Origin of the sequence: Spirosoma oryzae, from assembly GCF_003002825.1 — a bacterium.
Lineage (GTDB): Bacteria > Bacteroidota > Bacteroidia > Cytophagales > Spirosomataceae > Spirosoma > Spirosoma oryzae.
Map to the genome: position 1 here is coordinate 1 of NZ_PVTE01000025.1, position 21,687 is coordinate 21,687.

Genomic DNA, 21,687 nt, shown 5'->3' on the forward strand with positions numbered 1-21,687 from the left:
ACCGTCACGCTGACGGGGCCTAACAACACCACCCTGTGTACGACCACAGCCAGCGCGTCAGGTACTTACTCGTGCAACGTGACCTTGCCGGCTGGCCCTGCCAGCATCACGGCGGTCGCCAGCAACGCGGGCGGTACGTCTGTACCAGCCGTGAGCAGCTTTACGGTCGTTGGCCCGGCCAGCCTGACGGTGGCCCAGCCCCAGCCGGGTCCGACCACGCAGCCCATCTCGGGCACGGCCACGCCGGGCAGCACGGTGACCATCACCGACCCCAACAATGCGACCCTGTGCACGACCACGGCCAGCGCATCGGGCACCTTCTCGTGCAATGTGACGGTGAGTCCGGGGGTAACACCGGTGACGGTAACGGCCTGCACCAGTGGCGGTTGTGCCACCCAGTCGGTGAGCGTGACGGCGGTCAGTCCACCGACGGTGGGTATCACCAGCCCGGCCAACAACGGCACGGCCACGACCAGTCCGACTGTCTCGGGCACGGCTACGCCCAACAGCACCGTCACGCTGACGGGGCCTAACAACACCACCCTGTGTACGACCACAGCCAGCGCGTCGGGTACTTACTCGTGCAACGTGACCTTGCCGGCTGGCCCTGCCAGCATCACGGCGGTCGCCAGCAACGCGGGCGGTACGTCTGTACCAGCCGTGAGCAGCTTTACGGTCGTTGGGCCGGCCAGCCTGACGGTGGCCCAGCCCCAGCCGGGTCCGACCACGCAGCCCATCTCGGGCACGGCCACGCCGGGCAGCACGGTGACCATCACCGACCCCAACAACGCCACCCTGTGTACGACCACGGCCAGCGCATCGGGCACCTTCTCGTGCAATGTGACGGTAAGCCCAGGCGTAACACCGGTGACGGTGACGGCCTGCACCAGCGGAGGCTGCGCCACCCAGTCGGTGAGCGTGACGGCGGTTAGTCCGCCGACGGTGGGCATCACCAGTCCGGCTAACAACGGCACGGCCACGACCTCGCCCACGGTATCGGGTACAGCCACGCCGGGTAGCGTGGTCACGCTGACAGGGCCTAACAACACGGTTCTGTGCTCAACGATGGCTACGGCGGCTGGTAACTACAACTGTTCGCTAACATTCTCGCCTGGTCCGAACAGCGTCACGGCTGTGGCTTGTAACGCGGGTGGCTGCTCGTCACCAGCAGTAACCAGCTTCACGGTAACGGGTTCAGTGCAACTGGCGGTACGCGTATTCCTTCAGGGGGCGCTGATCAACAGTACGACTACAGGCCGCATGCGGGATGATCTGCGATCGAAAGGGTTGATTCCAACCATCGAGCCGTATAGTGCTATGAACTATACGCACATCGGTGGCGGGGGCGAATCGATCACCAGCCCATCGGTATTGTCCGTAACGGGAGCCAATGCCATTGTCGATTGGGTCGTTGTCGAGCTTCGCGATGCGAACACTCCGTCGACGGTCATTGCGACCCGGTCTGCCCTGGTGCAGTCAGACGGAGACGTCGTGGCTACGGATGGTGTGTCGCCGGTTACGTTTGGTAGTGGTGTCGTATCTGGCCCTTCGTATTACGTGGCTGTGCGCCATCGTAACCACCTGGGCGCAATGACGGCCTCCGCGCTATCGACCAGTGCTAATTCAACGATTGTCGTTGACTTCACCAGTACGTCGACGCCCGTCTACCAGTATCCGGTCGGTAACCCGCTTCGTACGTCGGCACCAATGGCAATGCAGAGCGGTGTACCTGCGCTATGGGCCGGTAATACATCAGGTGATAGCCGAGTGATTATGCAAGGACCTGGTAACGATCCCGATCCAATTTTCTTCGATGTGATAAATGATCCGAACAACACCAGTGGATTCAGCAACTACGTGCGTAACAACGTGTATTCGCTGAGTGACGTTGACCTGAATGGTCGGGTGATTTTCCAGGGCCCCAACAACGAAGTCGATATTATCTTCTTCGAGGTGATGAGCCATCCGGATAATCAGGCGAACCAGTACGTCAACTTCATTATCCGCCAGCAACTTCCCTAGTCGGGGTGGCTCTCCGGCGATCCCGGAGAGCCACTACTAATCTTGTATTCACATCGCTCCCATGAAATATACTTATTTGTCTCATTTTGGCCGGATACTGCTTTGGATACTGCTGTGTCCATTGGCAGTGTCTGCTGCCACACCGGTCAGGTTTAAGATCGACCGGGACGCGACGGGCACGTACCGGGTCTATATGAACTCGACGACAGCCTACACGGGGAATCCGGCTCGGGTTGCGTCAGCGCAGGTTACGATTCAGGTACCTACCGGAAGTTTCACTGCTATTCCGCAGGGAACGGGTACGCCGACCATTACGGGAAACAATGGCATGGGATGGACAGCGTCGACCCGGGTGAACGCACCGTCTGAAAACCCTGGCGCTGACTATATTTCCTTTGGGTTTAGCCAGAGCGCTACGCCTACGCTGTTTAACATACCCGCCAATACGGATGTCCTGCTCTTCTCCTTTTCTGATAATGGCATCTGTCCGGGCGTAATCAAACTTTGGTCGCCGAGGGACCCTTTTCAGGGTTTCTCGACCACAACGAATCCTGGTAATCAGATCACGATCCTGGGGAACGGGGGGGACGCCTACGGTGGTAATCTGATTGATGCAACCAGTTGCGGTAGCCCCGATTTGATTAGCAGCGTGGGTCCCGTACCAGCACTGACAGCGGGTCAGACCTCAAGTCTGCCGGTGAGTTTGAGCAACGTAGGCACAGCTGCGGCACCTGGTCCAATTGGCTTTGCCACGACGCTGCCTACGGGGGTGAGTGCGCCCGCTACCTTCACCAGCAATGGCTTCGGTTGTACGACCACGGGTCAGAGCGTCAGTTGTAGCAGCCCCAGTTCACTGCCAGCTGGCGGCAACACTGCGTTTGCCATTCCCATCACGCCAGCCGCGTCGACGGTAGGCACCACGCCTGTTTTCTCGGGTACGGCCACGGGTACGTCGCCCGAGAGCAACACGGCTAACAACGCAGCTACACCGGTTGCTGCAAGTGCCCCCGTTCAGGCGGCCGGAGCCGGTTGTACAGCCCTGGATTGTAATACCGGTGTCCGTTACGGTCTGAAACTGGCGGCTGATGGGATCACCTATACGGTCTACATGAAGTCGGCTACGGCATATAGCGGTAGTCAGGCCCGTATCGCTACGGCGCAGGTGACAGTCAACTTCCCTGCTAGCACGCAGATCACCAACCTGCAAAACTTACAGACTGGTATGAGCTGGGTGATGAACGCACAGGTTAACACGCCGACGGAAGCCCCCAGTCGGGAATACATGTCCTTTGGCTACAGTCAAAGCGCCAGTCCCAGCCTATTCACGATTGCGTCGAACGCGGAGATACCGTTGTTTAGCTTCCAGCGGGTTGGTGCTTGTTCCGGCGACGTCCAGTTATGGAATACAACCGATCCATTCCAGGGACAATCAACGTCGACGAACCCCGGTAACCAGATGACTATCCTGGGCAATGGGGTAAGTAACGCGTGGATGTGTAACTACACATGCCCGGTTGTATGTCCGGCCCCCGTGCTCAGTCTGGTGAAGCAGGCTCCAGCCAGCATTACCCAGAATACACCGTTTGATTACAACTTTACCGTAACCAACAGCGGTAATCTGGCTACCAGTGGTGCCATTACGGTGACAGACGTACTGCCTGCCGGTTTGCAATTCGTATCAGGTAGCGGGAACGGCTGGACCTGTTCGGCATTGGGACAGACCGTTAGTTGTACGACGTCGAATCCAATTGCCATCAGTGCCAGCAGCAGTTTTATCATGACGGTGAATCCCACGCAGCTGGGCACTATCTCGAACAATGCTACGGTAACGGGCGGAGGCTCTACGACGGTTACGCCGTCGCAGCCCTGCGCTATTTGTCCACCCGGTTCGACCACATCGACCGTTGGTGCGCAGCCTTCGGATCTGTCGATTTCAATTACTCAGCCCGGTGCGCTGGTCGCTGGACAGGCGAACGCGCTAACGATTCCGTTGACAAATCTGGGACCAGGTGTCGCATCGGGTCCACAAACGATTACGCTGACAATGCCAGCGGGCGTAAGTGCTCCGGCGACATTCACGTCGGCAGGCGGTTGGGGTTGTTCGACGGCTGGTCAACAGGTCGTGTGTAGCAATCCGGCCAGCCTGAGTGCTAACCAAACCCTGCCGCTGGTGGTGCCTGTTATACCGTCTAGTACGCTCATCGGTAATACGCTGGTGTTCAGTGTGACGGCCGCAGCATCCAGCACGGAAACCAATCTGGCCAACAACACCACGACGATCACTACGTCGGCACCCGTGGTTGGCAGCGATCTGGCGATAGCGTTTGGTCAGTTGCCTACGCTGATTCCCGGTCAGGCGGGTTATCTGCCGATTACAATCACCAATGTAGGACAGGCCACCGCGCCCACTACCCTGACGGTAGCGGTAACCTTGCCTGCTGGCTTTTCGCTCAGTGCTGGCTCGTTGCCAGCGGGTTGGTCGTTACTCAGCAGCACGGCTGGCGCGAACGGCACTACTGTCGTTTCGTTGCAGTATACAGGCAGCACAGGATTGACCTCTGGCAGCAGTTTGTCCGCCAACCTGCCGGTAACGATTGCCGCCGGTACGTCGGGTACGGCTAATTTTGTAGCTACACTGACGCCAGTTGCATCGGAAAGCAACACGGCTAATAATACGGCCACGACGTCGGCTACGTTGGGATCGCCTGATTTGCAGGTTACCCTCAGTGGCCCCGTACCCGCACTGGTTGTTGGGCAGCCTTCTACCGTGACTGTAACCGTTCAAAACGTAGGGAATGCCGTCGCCAATGGGCCGATAACGGTTAAAACCAATATTCCGGCCGGGTATTCGATCAATCAGTCGACAATTCCGGCCGGTTGGTCTGTCCAGTCAGCGACTACAAACAGTGATGGTAGTACCACACTTGCGCTGGTTAGCAATGCAGCTAGCCTGACACCGACGCAAAGCGTTAGCTTCGAACTGGGAATTACACCCGGTACCAGCGTAGCAAACGTCACCGGAACGCTGTCGACAACGGCTGTTTCTGTCAATGGTGAAACCAATCTGCCCAACAACGTAGCCAGTGTTACGGTGACACCGATTGCTCCGCGTATCGTCACGAACCTGACGCTGCCTGCGCAGTTTACGGCGGGTCAGCCTACCAGCGCAACCATCGCGTTTAGTAACGCAGGTACGGCGGGCTACACGGGTCCGGTAACGGCGCAGATGACAATACCCAGTGGTGTCACGGCTGGAGCGCTGCCAACGGGCTGGTCGTACGCCGGACAGGTTGTGAACAGTAACGGGACAACGACCTATACGATTACCAATCCAAACGTCAGTCTACCGATCGGGGGTAGTACAACTGTCCTGGTACCGTTGACCGCGCCAACTAGTCTGGTGGGTCAGCAGCTTCCTGTAACGGTAGTGACGGCACCGAATCCGTCGATGCCATCCAATACGACGAGTACGACGCAGAGTAGTCCGGTAGTCGCGCAGCCGGCACCAAACGTGATTGTATCCATCGGTGTACCGAATCCAGGGCTGTCGGTCGGGCAGGTGTCGACCATACCCATTAGCTTCACGAACATTGGTAGTGGTAACGCCAATGGACCCATCAGCACGACAATTAGCTTGCCTGCCGGCGTATCCGTACTGGCTGGACAACTGCCTGCCGGCTGGGTCATCAGTGGTACCATGCCAGGACCGAACGGTAGTACGATCTACACGTTGACGAATCCGACAACGTCAATTCCGGCCAGTGGTGGGCAACTGCTACTTAACCTGCCGGTAACGGTTAGTCAGGCAGCGGCTGGCTCGAACAATCCGACGACTGCCACTATTCAGCCGACTGGCCAAACTACGCCAGGTACGACGACGACCAATGTGGTGGTAACGGCACCGAACGTAATACTCACGGTAGGGCCGCCGACGCCGTCGCTCGTTGTCGGGCAGACATCTGTGATCCCGGTCACAATTCAGAACACCGGGAACGGATCGGCTTACGGTCCGCTGACGGCGCAGGTGACACTACCCGCCGGAGTTACGTTTAATCAGTCGCAACTCAATTTGCCAGCCGGCTGGACGCTGGTTAGCAATACGCCTGGTCCAAACGGAACGACCAACCTGGTCTTCAGCAATCAGAATTCAACTGGGTTTGCGCCTGGTAGTTCGACGGCGCTGAATATTCCGGTTACACCGACCGGACCGACCGCCGGAACGACGGTTCCATTCAGCGGCACGATCGCACCCGTTCAGGGACAGACGACTGGTTCCAGCCAAACCAGCTACGGAACCGTACAACAAGCTCCGGCAGCTGACCTGACAATTAGTGGTGGACAGCCCCAGCCGAATCTGGTCGTTGGTCAAACATCGACGTTGCCCATCACTATTCAGAACGTAGGTAATGCAGCGTCGACGGCTCCGCTCTCCTTCTCGATGAGTTTGCCAGCGGGGGCAACGATCAACACGGCGCAGTTGCCGGTAGGTTGGAGTATCCAGTCGCAGTCGACGCAGTTGAATGGGTCAACGGTCGTGACGCTGGTCAATACAAGCCAGAGTCTGGCGGCTGGTCAAAGTACAACGGTAAATGTGCCTGTAACGCCTGCTGCCAACCTGACCGGTGCTACCCTGACCATCGGGCTGTATGTAAACCCAACCACGGGTGAAACGAATCTGAGCAACAACGCGGCTACCGTAACGACCACTGTACCCGTACAGGTGGCCCCCGCACCGGACCTGGCTGTAACGGTTCCGAATCAGTCATTTACGCTGATAGCCGGGCAAGTGTCTTCGGTCGCGTTCAACGTAGCGAATATTGGGAATGCAACGGCAACTGGTCCGCTTACGCTTCAGTTCACGATGCCGATCGGGTTCAGCACGCAGCCTGCGACGTTCTCGACGGGGGGCTGGGGTTGTTCAACCACGGGCAATGTGGTGTCCTGTACAAACACGACCGGTCTGGCAGTGGGCGCGTCGACGGCGCTGTCGATTCCTGTCCTACCAACGGGTACGACTGCCGGGATGACCAATCCTTCATTCGCCATCAACGTGACTCCGGCAACGGGCGAAACGGTACTGCCTAACAACGTCGGTGCGATCAACTACCAGGGTACGGTGCAGGGTGCCGATCTGGCAATTGGCTTCCCTAATCAGTCGTTTACGCTGACAGCTGGTCAGACGGCCAACGTGCTTGTGCAGGTGACCAATACCAGCCTGCTGGCACCGGCAACCGGTCCGCTTTCAGCAACGTTTACCATGCCGGTGAACTTCTCGATAGCCGCCAGTACGTTTATGACGAATGGCTGGACCTGCTCGCTGAGTGGTACTACGGTGGGCTGTACAACGCCTAATGGGTTAGCGCCGGGGGCGTCTACGACGCTGACAATGCCGGTGGTACCGCTGGCTGCTGCCGCCGGATCATCGAATCTGATCTTCGGCGCTGCTGTTGCGCCTGTGGCGGGTGAAACCAACCTGGCTAACAACGTCGCCAATCTAACGTATGCTGGTAGTGTATTGCCAGGTGGTGTTGTACTGGCTGTCAAAGCACTGTTGCAGGGAGCCTACGAATTGTCTACGGGCTTGATGCAGGATAAACTGCGTCAACAGAGTCTCGTTCCCTTAACGCAACCGTATGGTACGGTTGCTGGCGGTAATGCTGTCTATACCTTTATCGGTAGTGGCTTGGAGACGACGACGGCCAGTGTGTTGGCCATAACTGGTGCCAACGCCATTGTGGATTGGGTAATGGTTGAACTACGCAGCGCAACCAATTCGCAAACGGTGGTAGCGACGAAGCCCGCGCTGATTCAGCGGGATGGCGACGTCGTCAGCTCGACGGATGGTGTATCGCCCGTTCAATTCGCTAACCTGACCAGCGGCTCGTACTACGTAACAGTTCGCCATCGGAATCACCTGGGTGCTATGTCGGCACAGGCAATTACGCTGACCCCTAACCCGACCACCGTGGATATGACGAACATCGCCAACGTCTACAAAAAGCCTGGCTACGGTAATTACCCAGAGTATGTTCAGAATGGCAAGGCCATGTTGTGGGCAGGTAATACCGATGGCGATGCACAGGTGATCTTCCAGGGGCCGAACACGGATGTCGATCCGATCTTCTACCGTGTCATGAGTGCGACCGGGAATACGGGCTACATCGCCAACTATATCACGACCGGCTACGACGTAACGGACGTGAACATGGACGGTACGACGATTTTCCAGGGGCCTAACAACGAAGTTGACGTAATCTTCTTCAACGTTGTGGGGCATCCGGAAAATACCGGCCTGCTGGCTAACTACATTATTCAGCAACAATTGCCGTAGCGCTATGGGGGTTGGTTATCGGCCGATGACCAACCCCCATTCCTAACCAACCAAAATAAACTAGATCATCATGAAAAAGGTATTTCTCGGACGGCTCGTACTCGGGCTTGCAATAGCCAATACGTATTTCACAGCCCAGGCGCAGGTAAAGTTCAAACTAACCCGTGCCGATGAGGAAACATACATTGTCAGTATGGTTCCTCAGCAGACCGTTGCCGACCGTGGGTCAATCACGGGTACCATGCAGGTCAGCATGAAAATTAGAGCCGCTGAGGGCTTTGAACTGGGTGCTATCACGTCTCTTCAACCAGATGTAGCCTGGGATAAAGGAACATTGATAAAAAGCCCGGATGGTGCTCGGGACTACGATTATTTGTCTGTGGCACTACAGACGATGGCAACCCGGGGGCTTGCTTATGAGAAAGGAAAAGAAGTGCCCCTGTTCTCGTTCCGCAACGTTGGGCAACCCATATCGTCCATTCAGTTGCTTGACAACAGTACGGACCCGCTGCTCAAAGCGGCAACGAACCGCTTCAACGTACAAAATCACATCAGCGTGTTGGGGTACGGTCAGAAAAATGCCTACGTCGGCAATCTGGCCGATGAAAACCCCGGTAGTCAGAAAGTAGGGCTGCGGCAGATTTACCCGAACCCGGCAAAGGATCGTGCTACGGTTACCTGGGTCAATTATCTCGATGGCTTCGAGGGGCAGGTTACACTATTGATTGCCGATGCCACCGGGAAAGTAGTAAGTCAGGAAACAGCGTACATGCGGAGTGGTTCCAGCGCGAAGGAGATTACTGTCGAACAGCTTCCTGTAGGGCACTATATGGTCTACCTGGAGCGGGGCGGAGTTCGGCTGGGCGTAGGCCAGAAAATGCTGATAGCCCGGTAAGTGCTATATGATCCGGCAAGCTAACGCACAAATTCTACGATAACTACGGGGCTATTATGAAGAAATTAGGGATGCTTTTGTGGGTATTGCTGCTCGTTTCGATAAGCAGCAGATCTGCACTCGCGCAGGTAAAATATCGTGTCGGTCTGGACGCTGACAAACAGACGTACCGGGTTTATATGACATCTACGGACTCGTATACGGGGAATGCAGGGCGGATTAGTACGGCTCAGGTTACGCTACTGGCCCCACACAGGACAGGCAACGCGCAGTTCACGATTACGAACCTACAGGGTAAGGTCGTTGGGAACCAGTCGATGATCTGGAGCCAGAATGCCCGTGTCAACGCGCCGACCGAGAACCCCAGCGTCGATTATATATCATTCGGGTTCAGCGGTAGTGCCAGCCCCGTTTTGTTCGATATCCTCGCTAACCAGGAAATCGAGCTGTTCTCGTTCAAGAACACAGGGGGATGTTTAGGAACGGTAACCCTGTTTGAGAACCAGACCGATCCGTTCCGCACACCTAATTCGCAGAATACGAACCCAGGTAATCAAATGACCATTCTGGGCCGTGGCCCTGGTAATGCCTACACCGGTAACTACGGGGCAGGGGCTACCTGTACCGTCGACGTTCCGGACTTGACGGCCAGCATAACAGGCCCGTCAACACTGACCGCCGGCACGTCTGGGAATTATACGATCCAGGTAACGAATGTAGGCACGGCAAGCACGAGCGGTATCAGTACGGTAACGACCAATCTGCCCAATGGTCTGGCGTACGCCGGTGCGTCGGGAGCGGGCTGGGGTTGTAGCGTTGGTACACCGTCGGGCGGAACAACCCCCGTTAGCTGCACCACGACGGCTGTTCTGTCGGCGTCTGCCAGCAGTAGCGTGAATCTGTCACTGACGACTTCACTGACGACAGCGCAGACACTGACTATCGCAGGCGCGGTCAACGGTGGTAACGAAAGTAATACGAGTAACAATGCCTTCAGCCAGACGGTGTCTGTTCAGGCTACTCCGCCAGCGGGTACTGCTGACGTAACGGCAACCATTGCCGGTCCTGCAACGCTTGCTCCGGCAGCACCCGGTACGCTGACGCTGACGGTTAGTAACATAGGGAACAGTCTATACAGCGGGACAACGACGACTCAGACACTAGTGCCTGCGGGGCTTACCTACACGGGGGCTACGGGAACGGGCTGGACATGCGGAGGGGTGAGTCAGACGGGCGGTACTATGGTTACCTGTACGTCGGTGCAGCCAATCCCAGCCGGTAGTTCGTTGCCACCAATTTACATAGCTGTTTCGGGCGGTACCAGTCAGACCACTACAGTTCAGGTGCCTGTAAGCGGAACCGTGACGGGCGGTCCTAACGACAACGCGGCTAATAATACGTATGGACTCTCCATCAGTGTATCGGGTACGCCGACAGTGGGTATCATCACACCTGCCAACAATGGTACGGCGACGACTACACTAACCGTGTCGGGCACGGCTACGCCGGGTAGCCAGGTAACCATCACGGGACCAGGTAACAATATATTGTGCACCACCGTAGCCAGTGCATCCGGTAGCTATAGCTGTGTGGTAACGGTGTCGTCGGGACCTAATACTATTACGGCAATTGCCTGCAATGGGGGCGTTTGTTCGTCACCGGTAACAAGCAGCTTTACCGCCATTACACCGGTCGGTCCGCCCAGTCTGACGGTGGCTCAGCCCCAGCCAGGTTCCACTGTCCAGCCGATCTCGGGTACGGCTACGCCGGGTAGCGCAGTCGTTATCACCGGTCCGGGTAACATGACTTTGTGTGCCACTACGGCCAGTACATCGGGTACCTTCACGTGTTCCATTACAGTAAACCCCGGCGTAACGTCGGTAACGGTAACGGCCTGTAATGCGGGTGGCTGTGCCACGCAGCCGGTGAACGTGACGGCAGTCGGTACGCCGACAGTAGCTATCATCACACCCGCTAACAACGGTACGGCGACGACTACGCCAACCGTGTCGGGCACGGCCACGCCAGGGAGCCAGGTGACTATCACGGGACCAGGTAACAACATATTATGCACCACCGCAGCCAACGCATCAGGTAACTACAGTTGCATGGTAACGCTTTCACCAGGCCCTGTCAGTATCACGGCGGTCGCCAGCAACGCGGGGGGGACGTCTACGCCAGCGGTGAGCAGCTTTACCGTCGTTGGCCCTGCCAGTCTGACGGTGGCCCAGCCTCAGCCGGGTCCGACCACGCAGCCCATCTCGGGCACGGCCACCCCGGGCAGCACGGTGACCATCACCGGTCCGGGTAACGCCACCCTGTGCACGACCACGGCCAGCGCATCGGGCACCTTCTCGTGCAATGTGACGGTAAGCCCAGGCGTAACACCGGTGACGGTGACGGCCTGCACCAGTGGCGGTTGCGCCACCCAGTCGGTGAGCGTGACGGCGGTCAGTCCACCGACGGTTGGCATCAGCAGTCCGGCTAACAACGGTACGGCCACGACCAGCCCGACGGTCTCGGGCACGGCCACGCCCAACAGCACCGTCACGCTGACGGGGCCTAACAACACCACCCTGTGTACAACCACAGCCAGCGCGTCGGGGGCTTACTCGTGTAACGTGACCTTGCCGGCTGGCCCTGCCAGCATCACGGCGGTCGCCAGCAACGCGGGGGGGACGTCTACCCCGGCCGTGAGCAGCTTCACCGTCGTTGGGCCGGCCAGCCTGACGGTGGCCCAGCCCCAGCCGGGTCCGACCACGCAGCCCATCTCGGGCACGGCCACGCCGGGCAGCACGGTGACCATCACCGGTCCGGGTAACGCCACCCTGTGCACGACCACGGCCAGTACATCGGGTACCTTCTCGTGCAACGTGACGGTAAGTCCGGGGGTAACGCCGGTCACGGTGACGGCCTGCACCAGCGGAGGCTGCGCCACCCAGCCGGTGAACGTGACGGCAATCGCTACGGTACCGACTAGCGGAACGGCTGACCTCTCAACGACAATCAGTCTGTCTACCAAAGCGCCCAACCAGTTCGACGCGCTAACGGCAACTATCGTGGTAACTAACAGCGGCCCCAACTCGGCAACCGGTGTTGTCGACAGGATTACCTTACCCACCGGGCAACCCCTTACGTCACTATCGACCTTGGCTGGTACGTTCAATCAGACAACGGGCTTGTGGAACATCGGCACGCTTGCCGCTGGTCAGAGCGTGACGCTGACGATCGGTCTGTCGGCGGCTACGGGTGGCGTGTCCACGATACAGTCGGAAATTGTCGCATCCGGTCAGTATGACCCGGACTCGACGCCCAACAATCAGCAGTATGGCGAAGACGATCTGGCGGTGGCCTGCTTTTCGGTTCCTGTCGATCTATGCCAGGGCGAAACGTTTACCTTCTCCATTAGCGGCTCGTTTACATCGATCCAGTGGTACAGAAACGGGCAGCCAATCGCTCAGGCAACGACGACTAGTCTGGTAATCAATCAGGAAGGGACGTATACGGTCAGTACAAACGTGAACTGTCCAAGCGGTGGCTGCTGCCCACTGATCGTTCGGCTGCGACCTGCCGGTAGCTGCTGCCAGCCCGCCCGTTGTGTACCAATCGTTATCACCAAGCGAACCCGTTGAGTGGTATGGCCGGTTTGGGTGGACTACACGTCTGCAGGCACCTCGTCAGCGCGACTACCAGGTGGGGCCGGCTGGGCCTCACGCTGGTGTTCGTGCTGGCCGGGTTGCTGGCCAAGGCACAGGTAAGTTTGCGACTGGCGCTGGACGCAGATGGGCAAACCTACAACGTGTATATGCGCTCGGCGGTCAGCTACTCCGGTCGGTCAGCGTTGATGAGTACGGCGCAGGTAACGCTGGTCGTTCCTCACGGGTTAGGTGCGGAGCGGTTTGGTGTGGCCGATCTGACATCACCGATTCCGGGTATGATCTGGCGTCAGGGAGATCGGGTCGACGCCCCGGCCGAAAATCCGGAGCGGGATTACCTCTTTTTCAGTTTTATCAACAACAGTTCGCCAACCGTTTTATTCGACATAAAAGCAGGGCAGGACATCCTGTTGTTTCGATTCAAACGAACCGGTCCGTGTTCAACGCCAGCGCAGCTGATCAATAACAAGCTGGACGAGTTCAGGACGCCCAATTCGAAAGGAATAAACACCGGAAACAGTGTATCCATTCTGGGGGCTGGCGGAAATGTCTATTCAGGAAATGTCGGCGGGTTACCGACGGTCCAGATTCGTACGTCCGCCGATTCGGCTTGCGGCAATCAGCCGCTCGATCTGTATGCTGACTTGCCACCAGCGACACCTGCTGTTGTCTACAAGTACCAGTGGTTTGCCGACGATCAGCCAATCAGCGTACAGCTAGACGTGCCGACGTTCTCGTACGTTTTCCCGAATCAAGTAAAAGGGTACCAGGCGCGAATCCGGGTGAAGGTAACGGCCACGGGAACCGCAGCGTGTGACAATCAGCTGATTACCAATACTCGGTTCGTGTACGTCAAGGCCAGTCCCAACGCTCAGCTACTGTATACGGGTGAGAATTGCACACCGTTGCCTGTCACGCTAAGGGCTCAGTCAGTGTCGAAGGCGTCGTATCAGTGGGTACGGGACAATCAAGCCGTACCCACGGCTAATCTGCAATCGTTTACGGCTACGGCAAACGGGGTTTATTCGGTAAACGTGACGGTCAATGGGTGTACGGCTCCCTCCAGTACAGTCCGTCTGATGGATGTCAGTAAAGCGGAACGTACTCTGGTCAGTATTGGGCGAGTGCCCCCGTTGGTTGCCGGGCAGCCGGTAAAGCTGAATCCGCAAATTACGAACGCAAGCTCCTTTACCTGGTCTCCGGCTGATGAGCTGAGTTCGGCTGAGGTGGCTGATCCGGTCGCGACCCCGCAGACAACGACGAGTTATACGCTGACCGTACGAAGTGATCTGGGGTGCATGGCGAGCGATACGGTTACGCTGACGGTTGTACCAGCGCTTTTTATTCCGGGTGTGTTCACACCCAACAACGACGGGGTGAATGATACATGGCTCATACAGAATATCCGCTATCATCAACCGTGTCGGCTACAGGTTGTCAATCGGTGGGGTAATACCGTCTACGAAGCGTCGCCTTACCAGGAACCCTGGAATGCTGCCCCCAATGGCGAACCCGTAGAATCGGGATTGTATCAGTATGTATTGACTACCCCCTACATATCCTACTCGGGTAGTATACAGATAATCCGTTAACATAATCCGTAACCACTTACCAATCAATCCCTGTATGAACGAGGTCAATCAACTCATTGCATCCTACTTAAACGCGCGTGCTGCCGTATTGCGGATTGTCGAAGATAAAAAACTGAAGGCTTCCGGCCTGTCGAAGGATTTGCAGCTGTCCTGTAACGTGCTGAGACGAAAGCTGAAAACATCAGACTGGCGGGCCGACGAGCTGACTCAGCTTGCCAAGATTACAGGTATCTCTGTCGAGCTGGAAATATACCTCAAGCTGCTCAACGAGCGATTGCAGACTTTACCGGAGAACGACTGGAAACAACTTGTGCGGGAAACGCACATCGGTCAGCAGCGAATACAGTCGCTAATGAATGACTACTGTATATGGCAGCATGCGGAACTCTACCAGGTAAGCAATTTTCTGAACAAATACGTACCGACGACCACTACGTAGCGGAAAACCTGCTGCCTACAAATAATCGTTTCTAACCTCCTCAACCAACCGCTACCCATACCATGAATAGTTTTCTAGTCATATGGTCACTTACTGACCCGGCGACCACCAATAGCATTACTCCGTACACAAAATCCTGGTGGCTCTGGACTGCCTCCCTATCGTTAATTGGGCTGGTCTTCTTGTTGACTGTTGTTCTTATCATGCTGATTCATAACAGCGATAAGCTTTTTTCCGCGCTTGTTCCTGAGAAGCGCAGCCAAATACGATCAAACGAAGAAGTACACGAGCTACTGAGCGAATCTGCAAAAAGTAGCCTGTACTAACGTCGTAGGTATTGACTGTATTTACCCACTGATCGCTACTAAAATAGACAATACAAACGCGAACATTATATGGCCTGTAGTTACCACTTGATCGGTAGCTACAGGCCATATAGTTAGTAGCCCGGCTGACTTATTACACGCCCTTTCGTGCGCTGCGTGCGTCGTTCTGTTTCTGCCGTGCCCACTGTTGGTCGCTTTCACCAGGCCGTACAATCGGTACCTGTAAGCAGATGCTATGTGCCGGTAGTACCTGCCGCCAGTCGGCAATGAGCTGTTTATACGCCTGTCCGACCGGCCTGATCGTTCGGTTCAGGTCATAAAGACCCAGCGGATTAACGTTTCCGTTGGGTTCGCGCAGTGCCGTGTCCCAATCGACCTGATCGGTGAGTGAGTACCAGGTAAATCCCACGATTGGCACCCCGTCGTTGCGTACGCGTAGTACGTTAGCCCATTCCTTCCAGAGCCAGTTTACGGCTTCGTTCCCGTTCGGCCCCTGCCACAGATTTGTTTCGGTATGCATCACTGGCAGCCGGTATCGGTCATGGTACTGCGTTGTAATGACGTGGTAGCCAAATACTTCCCCGGATGCTACCGTAGTCCCATCGGCCGACACGCGGTGCTCGTTGGTTTTGTAGTAGTCGTTGCCCATAATGCAATACTGCTTCATGCTCTGCCCGAAAAAAAAGCTATATTCCTCGCGGGTCATGCCGTTGTCCATCAGGTACTCATACATCTCCGAATCGACCCGACGGCCGTAGTTTAAGTCGAGCGACAGAAAGCGTCGGGCGTTCATCAACTCCGCTGGTTTTATCGCGGCCGGATTTTCCGCGTGGAAATACTCCGACGATTCACTCTGAATAAAAATGGCATCCGGGCGTACGTCCAGAATGGCCTGCATAGCCAATACGTTCGCTTTTACAATGTGTTTCAACGCCGTCACGAAAGCCCGGTCGGTCGCCAGTTGCTCGTTCCACCAGCCATACAGCGCGGAGAAGGTAGCGCAGATATACATTTCGTTGATGGGCGTGTACAGTTGTACCCACGGATACCGTTGGGCGAACGCTTTGGCGTAGCCGGCAAACAGGTGGGGGAAGTCGGGGTTCTGGAAATTGCCCAACCAGTCGGGTAGCCCAAAATGACACAGGTCAACGATGGGGATGATGTCCCGGCGTAGTAAGTCGCCAAAGGTCTGATCACAGAATTCCCAGTCGTAGCGGCCGTCACCCAGAAATGTAGAAAAGATTGGCGGGCCGTAACGAAGAAAGTCGATGCCTAACTCCTGAACCAGGTCAAAATCGGTTTTCCAGTGGGTATAGTGGCCACATTTTGCCAGTTCGTCCACACGAACAGTCCCGTTTCTGATGGTGGGGTTACTGTTCTCGATACCGGTAGCAAACAGAAATTGCGTAACCATAACAAAGGAGGGTTTACACGTGGTTTAGTAGTGTGTGAGACTTCCTTTGTCACAGTTTGTTTTTTAAGAATCGATTAAAGCCATTTATGACGTTACGTAAACTTACTGCCCTTATGAACGACTCATCTTTCCGTGGTGGCCACTCATCACACGCACCGCCCCCTACTACCAGCCGAAGCGCTCCCGTTATAGACTATCCATACATAACCTACGTCAAGCTAGTAACCTCATCTATACCTACTAAAACGACGGCAATATGGAACAGCCCGTTCAATCCATAGTCGATGTATTTAAACACGAGAGCTGGTACATCGACGATTGGCAAATTCAGTTTCTACTGTCAGAAGGCCATCTGCACGAAATCCGTAAACTAGCACCGGTCAGCAACTGGTACGAGGATCAGACAATCGCTGCCGACTGTATGAACAAGCTGGCGGTTTGCTTCAACAGCGTTTATAAGTTTCATAAAACCTTTGGTTGTCTACCGATTATTGGCGACCGGCTATTCGATGAAGACACCGGGATGAAGATACATGATCGCTCTATCGACGGTACGCAGATGACCGTGACGTTTATTTTAGGTAGCTAATCAATTTGAAATGAGTAGGATAAAAGCGGTCTATACTACAGACTGCTTTTGTTTTGAACACTAAAACTAATATATTAGTTGTGAAACTAACTCATTAGTCATACCTTTCGACACAAAGACATTTACCAGCCATACCCAAGCCAATGCGCGAACTAACTAAAGCGGAAGAAGAGATCATGCGGGTGTTGTGGCACCTCAAAAAAGGATTTGTTAAAGACGTGTTGGCGGAGTTACCCGAGCCAAAGCCTGCCTATAACACGGTGTCGACAATCGTTCGAATTCTGGAGAAAAAGGAACTGGTTGGCTACACGGCTTACGGCAAAACGCATGAATACTTTCCGCTCATTTCGGAGGAGGAATATCGCCGTTTTCAGACGGAGCAGCTCATGGAGAACTATTTCGACAACTCGTTGAAAAAGTTGGTCTCGTTCTTCGTACAACAGAAAAATGTCAGCCTGTCGGAAGCTGACGACATCATCAAACTACTGAACCAGGAAAAAAAGCCATGAACGCGCTCGACTACCTGCTCAAAGCCAATATCTACGGGCTGCTCTTCGCCGGCTGCTACTTCCTGCTGCTACGTCGGCATACGTTCTTGCTGCTGAATCGGGCGTATCTGTTGTTGGCCGTCATACTGACGCTGACCTTGCCCTTGCTCAGCCTGACGCCCGAAGAAACAGCGCAACTGCCAGTGGCCGTACCAGTTGGCGTGTTAACGCTGCCCGTTGCGTCGGCATACACGGCAGTAGCGCTGCCCGTTCCTGACAAACCAAGTAGTCCTGACTGGACACAACTAGTGGTCATAGCCTACGGGCTGACCGCGCTTGGCTTACTCATGCGTTTAGGCAGGCGTGTTTACCGGATACACCAGTTGATTCGTCGATCGGTACGTCAGTCGTACGGTCGCTATACACTGGTGCTTCCGACTGATGCCAACAGCATAACCTTTTCCTTTTTTCGGTACATCGTTCTCAGTCCTGCCGACGCCGGTAATTCGCTGGTGCTTCGGCATGAGCAGGTGCATGCGCGGCAGTGGCACAGTGCCGACGTGATAGGCCTGGCTATTGTACGGGCGCTGGCCTGGGGCTGTCCGGTATTGTGGCTGTTTAACCGGGCGTTACGACAAGTCCATGAATTTCTGGCCGATAGATACGCGATCGAACAGGTTACACAGCCGACTGAATACGCCCGGTTTCTGGTCGATTACGCGTTCGGACTACGCCCCGAACCATTGACGAATGGGTTCTTCAATCCAACCTTGCTCAAGCAGCGGATTCAGATGCTGCAACGGCAGGCCACAACGCGTTGGGCACTGGGCAAGTACCTGGTGTTAGTACCCCTTTCATTGTTGCTGGTGGCGATGACGTCTGTACCGCACGAACTGAAAGCGCTGGTGCAGCAGGTTACTGATCAACGGATCGTTGTCAAAGGCCGGGTAACGAGTGCAATCGACGGAAAGGCCCTGCCCGGTGCGGACATCTATGTGAAGGGGAAACAAAGCGGCACGTCGACCAAGGTAAACGGAATGTACGCCATTAACGTAGCCGCTGACGAATCGCTGGTGTTCAGCTACGAGGGCTTCCAGACCGATATAGTGGCACTCGGTAGTTTGGCCAAGACCATAAAAAATGGTGTACTGGTGTTAAGCCCCCGTTTACGGCCGACGCCTGAAGACGAACTGCCCGCGATGGGTGCTACAGCCGATTATAAAGCCGTAAAGCCCAATCCAGCCATGCCGCTTTCTACTGTGCCACGTAGTATTGTGAAGAATGGCGAGACATACACGGCAACTTCGGAGCAGGCTACCTTTCCAACGGGCATTCCAGGGTTGATGAACTACGTAGCGCACAACCTGCGCTACCCAGCGAAGGCCAAAGCGGCTGGGGTCGAGGGCGATGTGTATGTTTTATTCACGGTTTCACCATCGGGCAAGGTAGTCGATGCCAGAGTCAATAAAGCGATCGCTTCACCCGGTGGCGGTTGCCGGGAGGAAGCCGTACGCATCGTCAGAGAGATGCCCGACTGGAGACCGGCCAAACAACAGGGACGCCCCGTAGCAGCCCGCTACCAACTGCCGATTCGGTTCGCGCTCGACCATACAGCGAAGATGCCGAAAACTCCGCAGGCTGTGCCGACTGACTCAGTACCCAGGAGCGGTAAGTTGTGGGCACCCAGCGGTGATTATCCCAGCTATTCAGCCAGTAAAGAGCGGCACAGCCTGCCACTGCCGGACTCGCTGCGGCTATTTCCCCATTCGAAAGCAACTGCACATTTCAGTAACCTTTCACAACCCGAGCCGCTGTATGTGATTGACGGTGTCATTCTAGAGAAGGGAAACATACGTGATGTATTCAAGCCTGAATTGATTGACAACGTCAGCGTATTGAAAGGCGATGCAGCAACGGCTACGTATGGTGAAAAAGGAAAGAATGGAGTGATTGAAATAACGACGAAAAAGCCATGACCATACTCGACTATCTATTTCGCTCGACATTGTATCTGCTACTGTTCGCGGGCTGCTACCAGTTATTGCTACGCCGAACTACCTACTTTGGATTGAATCGGGCGTATCTGTTGCTGACCCTGCTGGCGTCGGGCCTGTTGCCATTCGCCACTGTTCCTGAGTCGGCGGGGGAGACGTTATCGACGGGCGTTATTACGCTACCGGCAATCACCGTTGGTCGCGAGCCGCAGTTAGCCGATACCAACTGGTCTGTGCTTACGGTGCTGTGGGCTATCTATGGCGCAGGGGTACTCCTGATGCTGCTGCGACTAGCCTGGCGACTGGGATCGGTGCATCAACTGATCCGGCAGGGGGCAGCACAGCCACAAAATGGGTATACACTAATCCGGTTAGCCCATAATCAGATCGCGTCGTTCTCCTTCGGGCAGTATCTCGTCCTGAACCGCACCGACGCGCACAACCCACCCGACGCTTTACTCCGGCACGAGGAAGCGCATATTCGGCAGCGTCACACCATCGATGTACTGATTGTAGAATTTGCGCAGGCGCTGTTCTGGTTCAATCCGACGCTTTGGTATTATAAGCAAGCCGTGCAGGAAGTCCATGAATTTCTGGCTGACCGGGTTGCCGCCATACAGCTCCGTACGGGTTATGCGCATCAGCTTGTGTCTTACGCACTCGATACGCCGGTTGCTGCACTCACCACTCCTTTTTATCTATTCTCAACCCTCAAACAACGCATAACCATGTTACAAAAACCCGCTTCCCCCCGTCGGTTCCTACTCGGCTACGCACTGGTATTACCTTTGGCCGCTACCCTTGTGATGTGTACGCAATCGGAACGCGATCAGCCACTGACGCAGGACGAATCAACGAACAATGTATCCGTTCGCAAACCAGCGCGTATTGACGGTGAAGTGTACACTGTCGTTGAGCATCAGCCCGAATTCCCAGGTGGTATGAAAGCATTAAGTAAATACCTCTCGGAAAACTTAAAGTATCCATCTACCGCTGTGAAAGCCAATGCAGCAGGTAAAGTGTTCGTCAGCTTCATCGTAACCAAAACAGGAGAAATTGCGGATGTTCAACTCGTGAAGGGTATTGGCTTTGGAGCCGATGAAGAAGCCGTTCGAGTTGTTAACAAAATGCCCCGTTGGAAACCTGGGCGGCAGGGGGAAGAGTCATTAAATGTGCAGTATGTTTTACCAATCGATTTTGAGCTTGACTCGGTCAGCGAGCCGGATGGCTACCTCAAGGATATCAAAACCATCGTGCTGAATGGTAAAGAAGTAACCAAGGATGAGTTTAAGAACGTATCGACGGATGCCATAAAAAGCGTCGACGTCGATAAGGCGAATAGCACGATCAAGGTCACAACGAAATAGTCGGGCTTACGGCGTCGGTTGCCCGAAGGTAGTCTCGTGCAGCTGAACTGACCGCCCAAATGGTGTCCGGCGAATACGTAACTGAAGCAGGTTGTCGAAGTCGGTTCCCTTAATTATTGTCAGCGTTGGTGTAGCTCCTAATCCGCGTGCCAGTTCGAGTATGGTATTGCTGTGCCCAACGACCAGTACGGTTCTGTTGCGAATGAGGTTGATCTGGTCAACGCCCGCGCGGACGGGCGCTGCCGGGTAGCTTCCAATGGGAAGGTGCAGGCGTTGGGCAAGTGGCTCAGCCGTCTGGCGGGTTCGGCGGTACGGCGTAGTCAGGATCAGGTCGACATGGCGGTTCGCCAGCGTGTCGGCAAGGGCAACGGCCCGCATTTTGCCCGTGACTGACAAGTCTGTCGAATCAGATTCATCAACTTTTTCGGCATGACGTGCTACGTATACAGTTGTTGTTGAACAACTGGCGAACAAAGCGAACAGACCGATCATAACTAGTTTCATGTGTCCAATCGTTTGGAGTAGAACTGGTGTCAAAATGAGCTAATTAACTAATAGCGACATCGCTACGCTG

The 21,687-nt window shown here is 55.5% G+C and carries 12 protein-coding genes; 10 read left to right on the plus strand and 2 right to left on the minus strand.

Annotated features, from left to right (window positions below; genetic code table 11):
- From CLV58_RS28475 to CLV58_RS22170, 6 genes are all read left to right on the plus strand, one after another.
- Positions 1-2,022: Ig-like domain-containing protein (locus tag CLV58_RS28475; RefSeq protein WP_211300891.1), on the plus strand; the 2,022-nt coding region annotated here is incomplete at its 5' end.
- A gap of 193 nt (positions 2,023-2,215) precedes the next feature.
- Positions 2,216-8,353 carry a beta strand repeat-containing protein gene (locus CLV58_RS22150; protein WP_170108759.1) on the plus strand — a complete coding sequence of 2,046 codons (6,138 nt, stop codon included), beginning with the start codon at positions 2,216-2,218 and terminating at the stop codon, positions 8,351-8,353.
- Between the two features lie 70 nt (positions 8,354-8,423).
- Positions 8,424-9,248, plus strand: a complete 825-nt coding sequence (locus tag CLV58_RS22155; RefSeq protein ID WP_106140026.1) for a T9SS type A sorting domain-containing protein — start codon at positions 8,424-8,426, stop codon at positions 9,246-9,248.
- Positions 9,249-9,427: 179 nt separating this feature from the next.
- Complete coding sequence (locus tag CLV58_RS22160; RefSeq protein WP_170108760.1) at positions 9,428-12,880, plus strand: beta strand repeat-containing protein; 3,453 nt, start codon at positions 9,428-9,430, stop codon at positions 12,878-12,880.
- A gap of 5 nt (positions 12,881-12,885) precedes the next feature.
- Positions 12,886-14,496, plus strand: coding sequence for a T9SS type B sorting domain-containing protein (locus CLV58_RS22165; RefSeq protein WP_106140028.1), 1,611 nt, complete (start codon positions 12,886-12,888; stop codon positions 14,494-14,496).
- Between the two features lie 34 nt (positions 14,497-14,530).
- Positions 14,531-14,935, plus strand: coding sequence for a hypothetical protein (locus CLV58_RS22170; protein WP_106140029.1), 405 nt, complete (start codon positions 14,531-14,533; stop codon positions 14,933-14,935).
- 459 nt (positions 14,936-15,394) lie between these two features.
- On the opposite strand, the gene CLV58_RS22180 is transcribed toward CLV58_RS22170, so the two are convergent.
- On the minus strand, positions 15,395-16,675 hold the full coding sequence (locus CLV58_RS22180; RefSeq protein ID WP_106140031.1) for a family 1 glycosylhydrolase: 1,281 nt from the start codon (positions 16,673-16,675) through the stop codon (positions 15,395-15,397).
- 256 nt (positions 16,676-16,931) lie between these two features.
- Between CLV58_RS22180 and CLV58_RS22185 the strand changes: the two genes are divergently transcribed.
- The 4 genes from CLV58_RS22185 to CLV58_RS22200 all read left to right on the plus strand — a co-directional run bounded on the left by CLV58_RS22185 (position 16,932) and on the right by CLV58_RS22200 (position 21,113).
- Positions 16,932-17,264, plus strand: a complete 333-nt coding sequence (locus CLV58_RS22185) for a hypothetical protein (protein ID WP_106140032.1) — start codon at positions 16,932-16,934, stop codon at positions 17,262-17,264.
- A 143-nt stretch (positions 17,265-17,407) separates the two neighbouring features.
- Complete coding sequence (locus CLV58_RS22190; protein ID WP_106140033.1) at positions 17,408-17,773, plus strand: BlaI/MecI/CopY family transcriptional regulator; 366 nt, start codon at positions 17,408-17,410, stop codon at positions 17,771-17,773.
- Positions 17,770-19,728, plus strand: coding sequence for a TonB family protein (locus CLV58_RS22195; RefSeq protein ID WP_106140034.1), 1,959 nt, complete (start codon positions 17,770-17,772; stop codon positions 19,726-19,728). Before CLV58_RS22190 ends, CLV58_RS22195 begins: the two co-directional genes overlap by 4 nt.
- The gene (locus CLV58_RS22200) at positions 19,725-21,113 is read left to right on the plus strand and encodes a M56 family metallopeptidase (RefSeq protein WP_106140035.1); all 1,389 of its coding nucleotides are present in this window, start codon (positions 19,725-19,727) and stop codon (positions 21,111-21,113) included. Before CLV58_RS22195 ends, CLV58_RS22200 begins: the two co-directional genes overlap by 4 nt.
- Positions 21,114-21,119: 6 nt before the next feature.
- Here CLV58_RS22200 and CLV58_RS22205 read toward each other — a convergent pair whose 3' ends face one another.
- Entirely contained in the window at positions 21,120-21,617 is a 498-nt protein-coding gene (locus CLV58_RS22205; RefSeq protein ID WP_106140036.1) for a SixA phosphatase family protein, read from the minus strand.
- Positions 21,618-21,687 lie beyond the last annotated feature (70 nt).

Coding starts and splice junctions, on each gene's coding strand:
- CLV58_RS22150 (WP_170108759.1), top strand. CDS start 2,216: ATGAACTCGACGACAGCCTACACGGGGAATCCGGCTCGGGTTGCGTCA.
- CLV58_RS22155 (WP_106140026.1), top strand. CDS start 8,424: ATGAAAAAGGTATTTCTCGGACGGCTCGTACTCGGGCTTGCAATAGCC.
- CLV58_RS22160 (WP_170108760.1), top strand. CDS start 9,428: ATGACATCTACGGACTCGTATACGGGGAATGCAGGGCGGATTAGTACG.
- CLV58_RS22165 (WP_106140028.1), top strand. CDS start 12,886: ATGGCCGGTTTGGGTGGACTACACGTCTGCAGGCACCTCGTCAGCGCG.
- CLV58_RS22170 (WP_106140029.1), top strand. CDS start 14,531: ATGAACGAGGTCAATCAACTCATTGCATCCTACTTAAACGCGCGTGCT.
- CLV58_RS22180 (WP_106140031.1), bottom strand. CDS start 16,675: ATGGTTACGCAATTTCTGTTTGCTACCGGTATCGAGAACAGTAACCCC.
- CLV58_RS22185 (WP_106140032.1), top strand. CDS start 16,932: ATGGAACAGCCCGTTCAATCCATAGTCGATGTATTTAAACACGAGAGC.
- CLV58_RS22190 (WP_106140033.1), top strand. CDS start 17,408: ATGCGCGAACTAACTAAAGCGGAAGAAGAGATCATGCGGGTGTTGTGG.
- CLV58_RS22195 (WP_106140034.1), top strand. CDS start 17,770: ATGAACGCGCTCGACTACCTGCTCAAAGCCAATATCTACGGGCTGCTC.
- CLV58_RS22200 (WP_106140035.1), top strand. CDS start 19,725: ATGACCATACTCGACTATCTATTTCGCTCGACATTGTATCTGCTACTG.
- CLV58_RS22205 (WP_106140036.1), bottom strand. CDS start 21,617: ATGAAACTAGTTATGATCGGTCTGTTCGCTTTGTTCGCCAGTTGTTCA.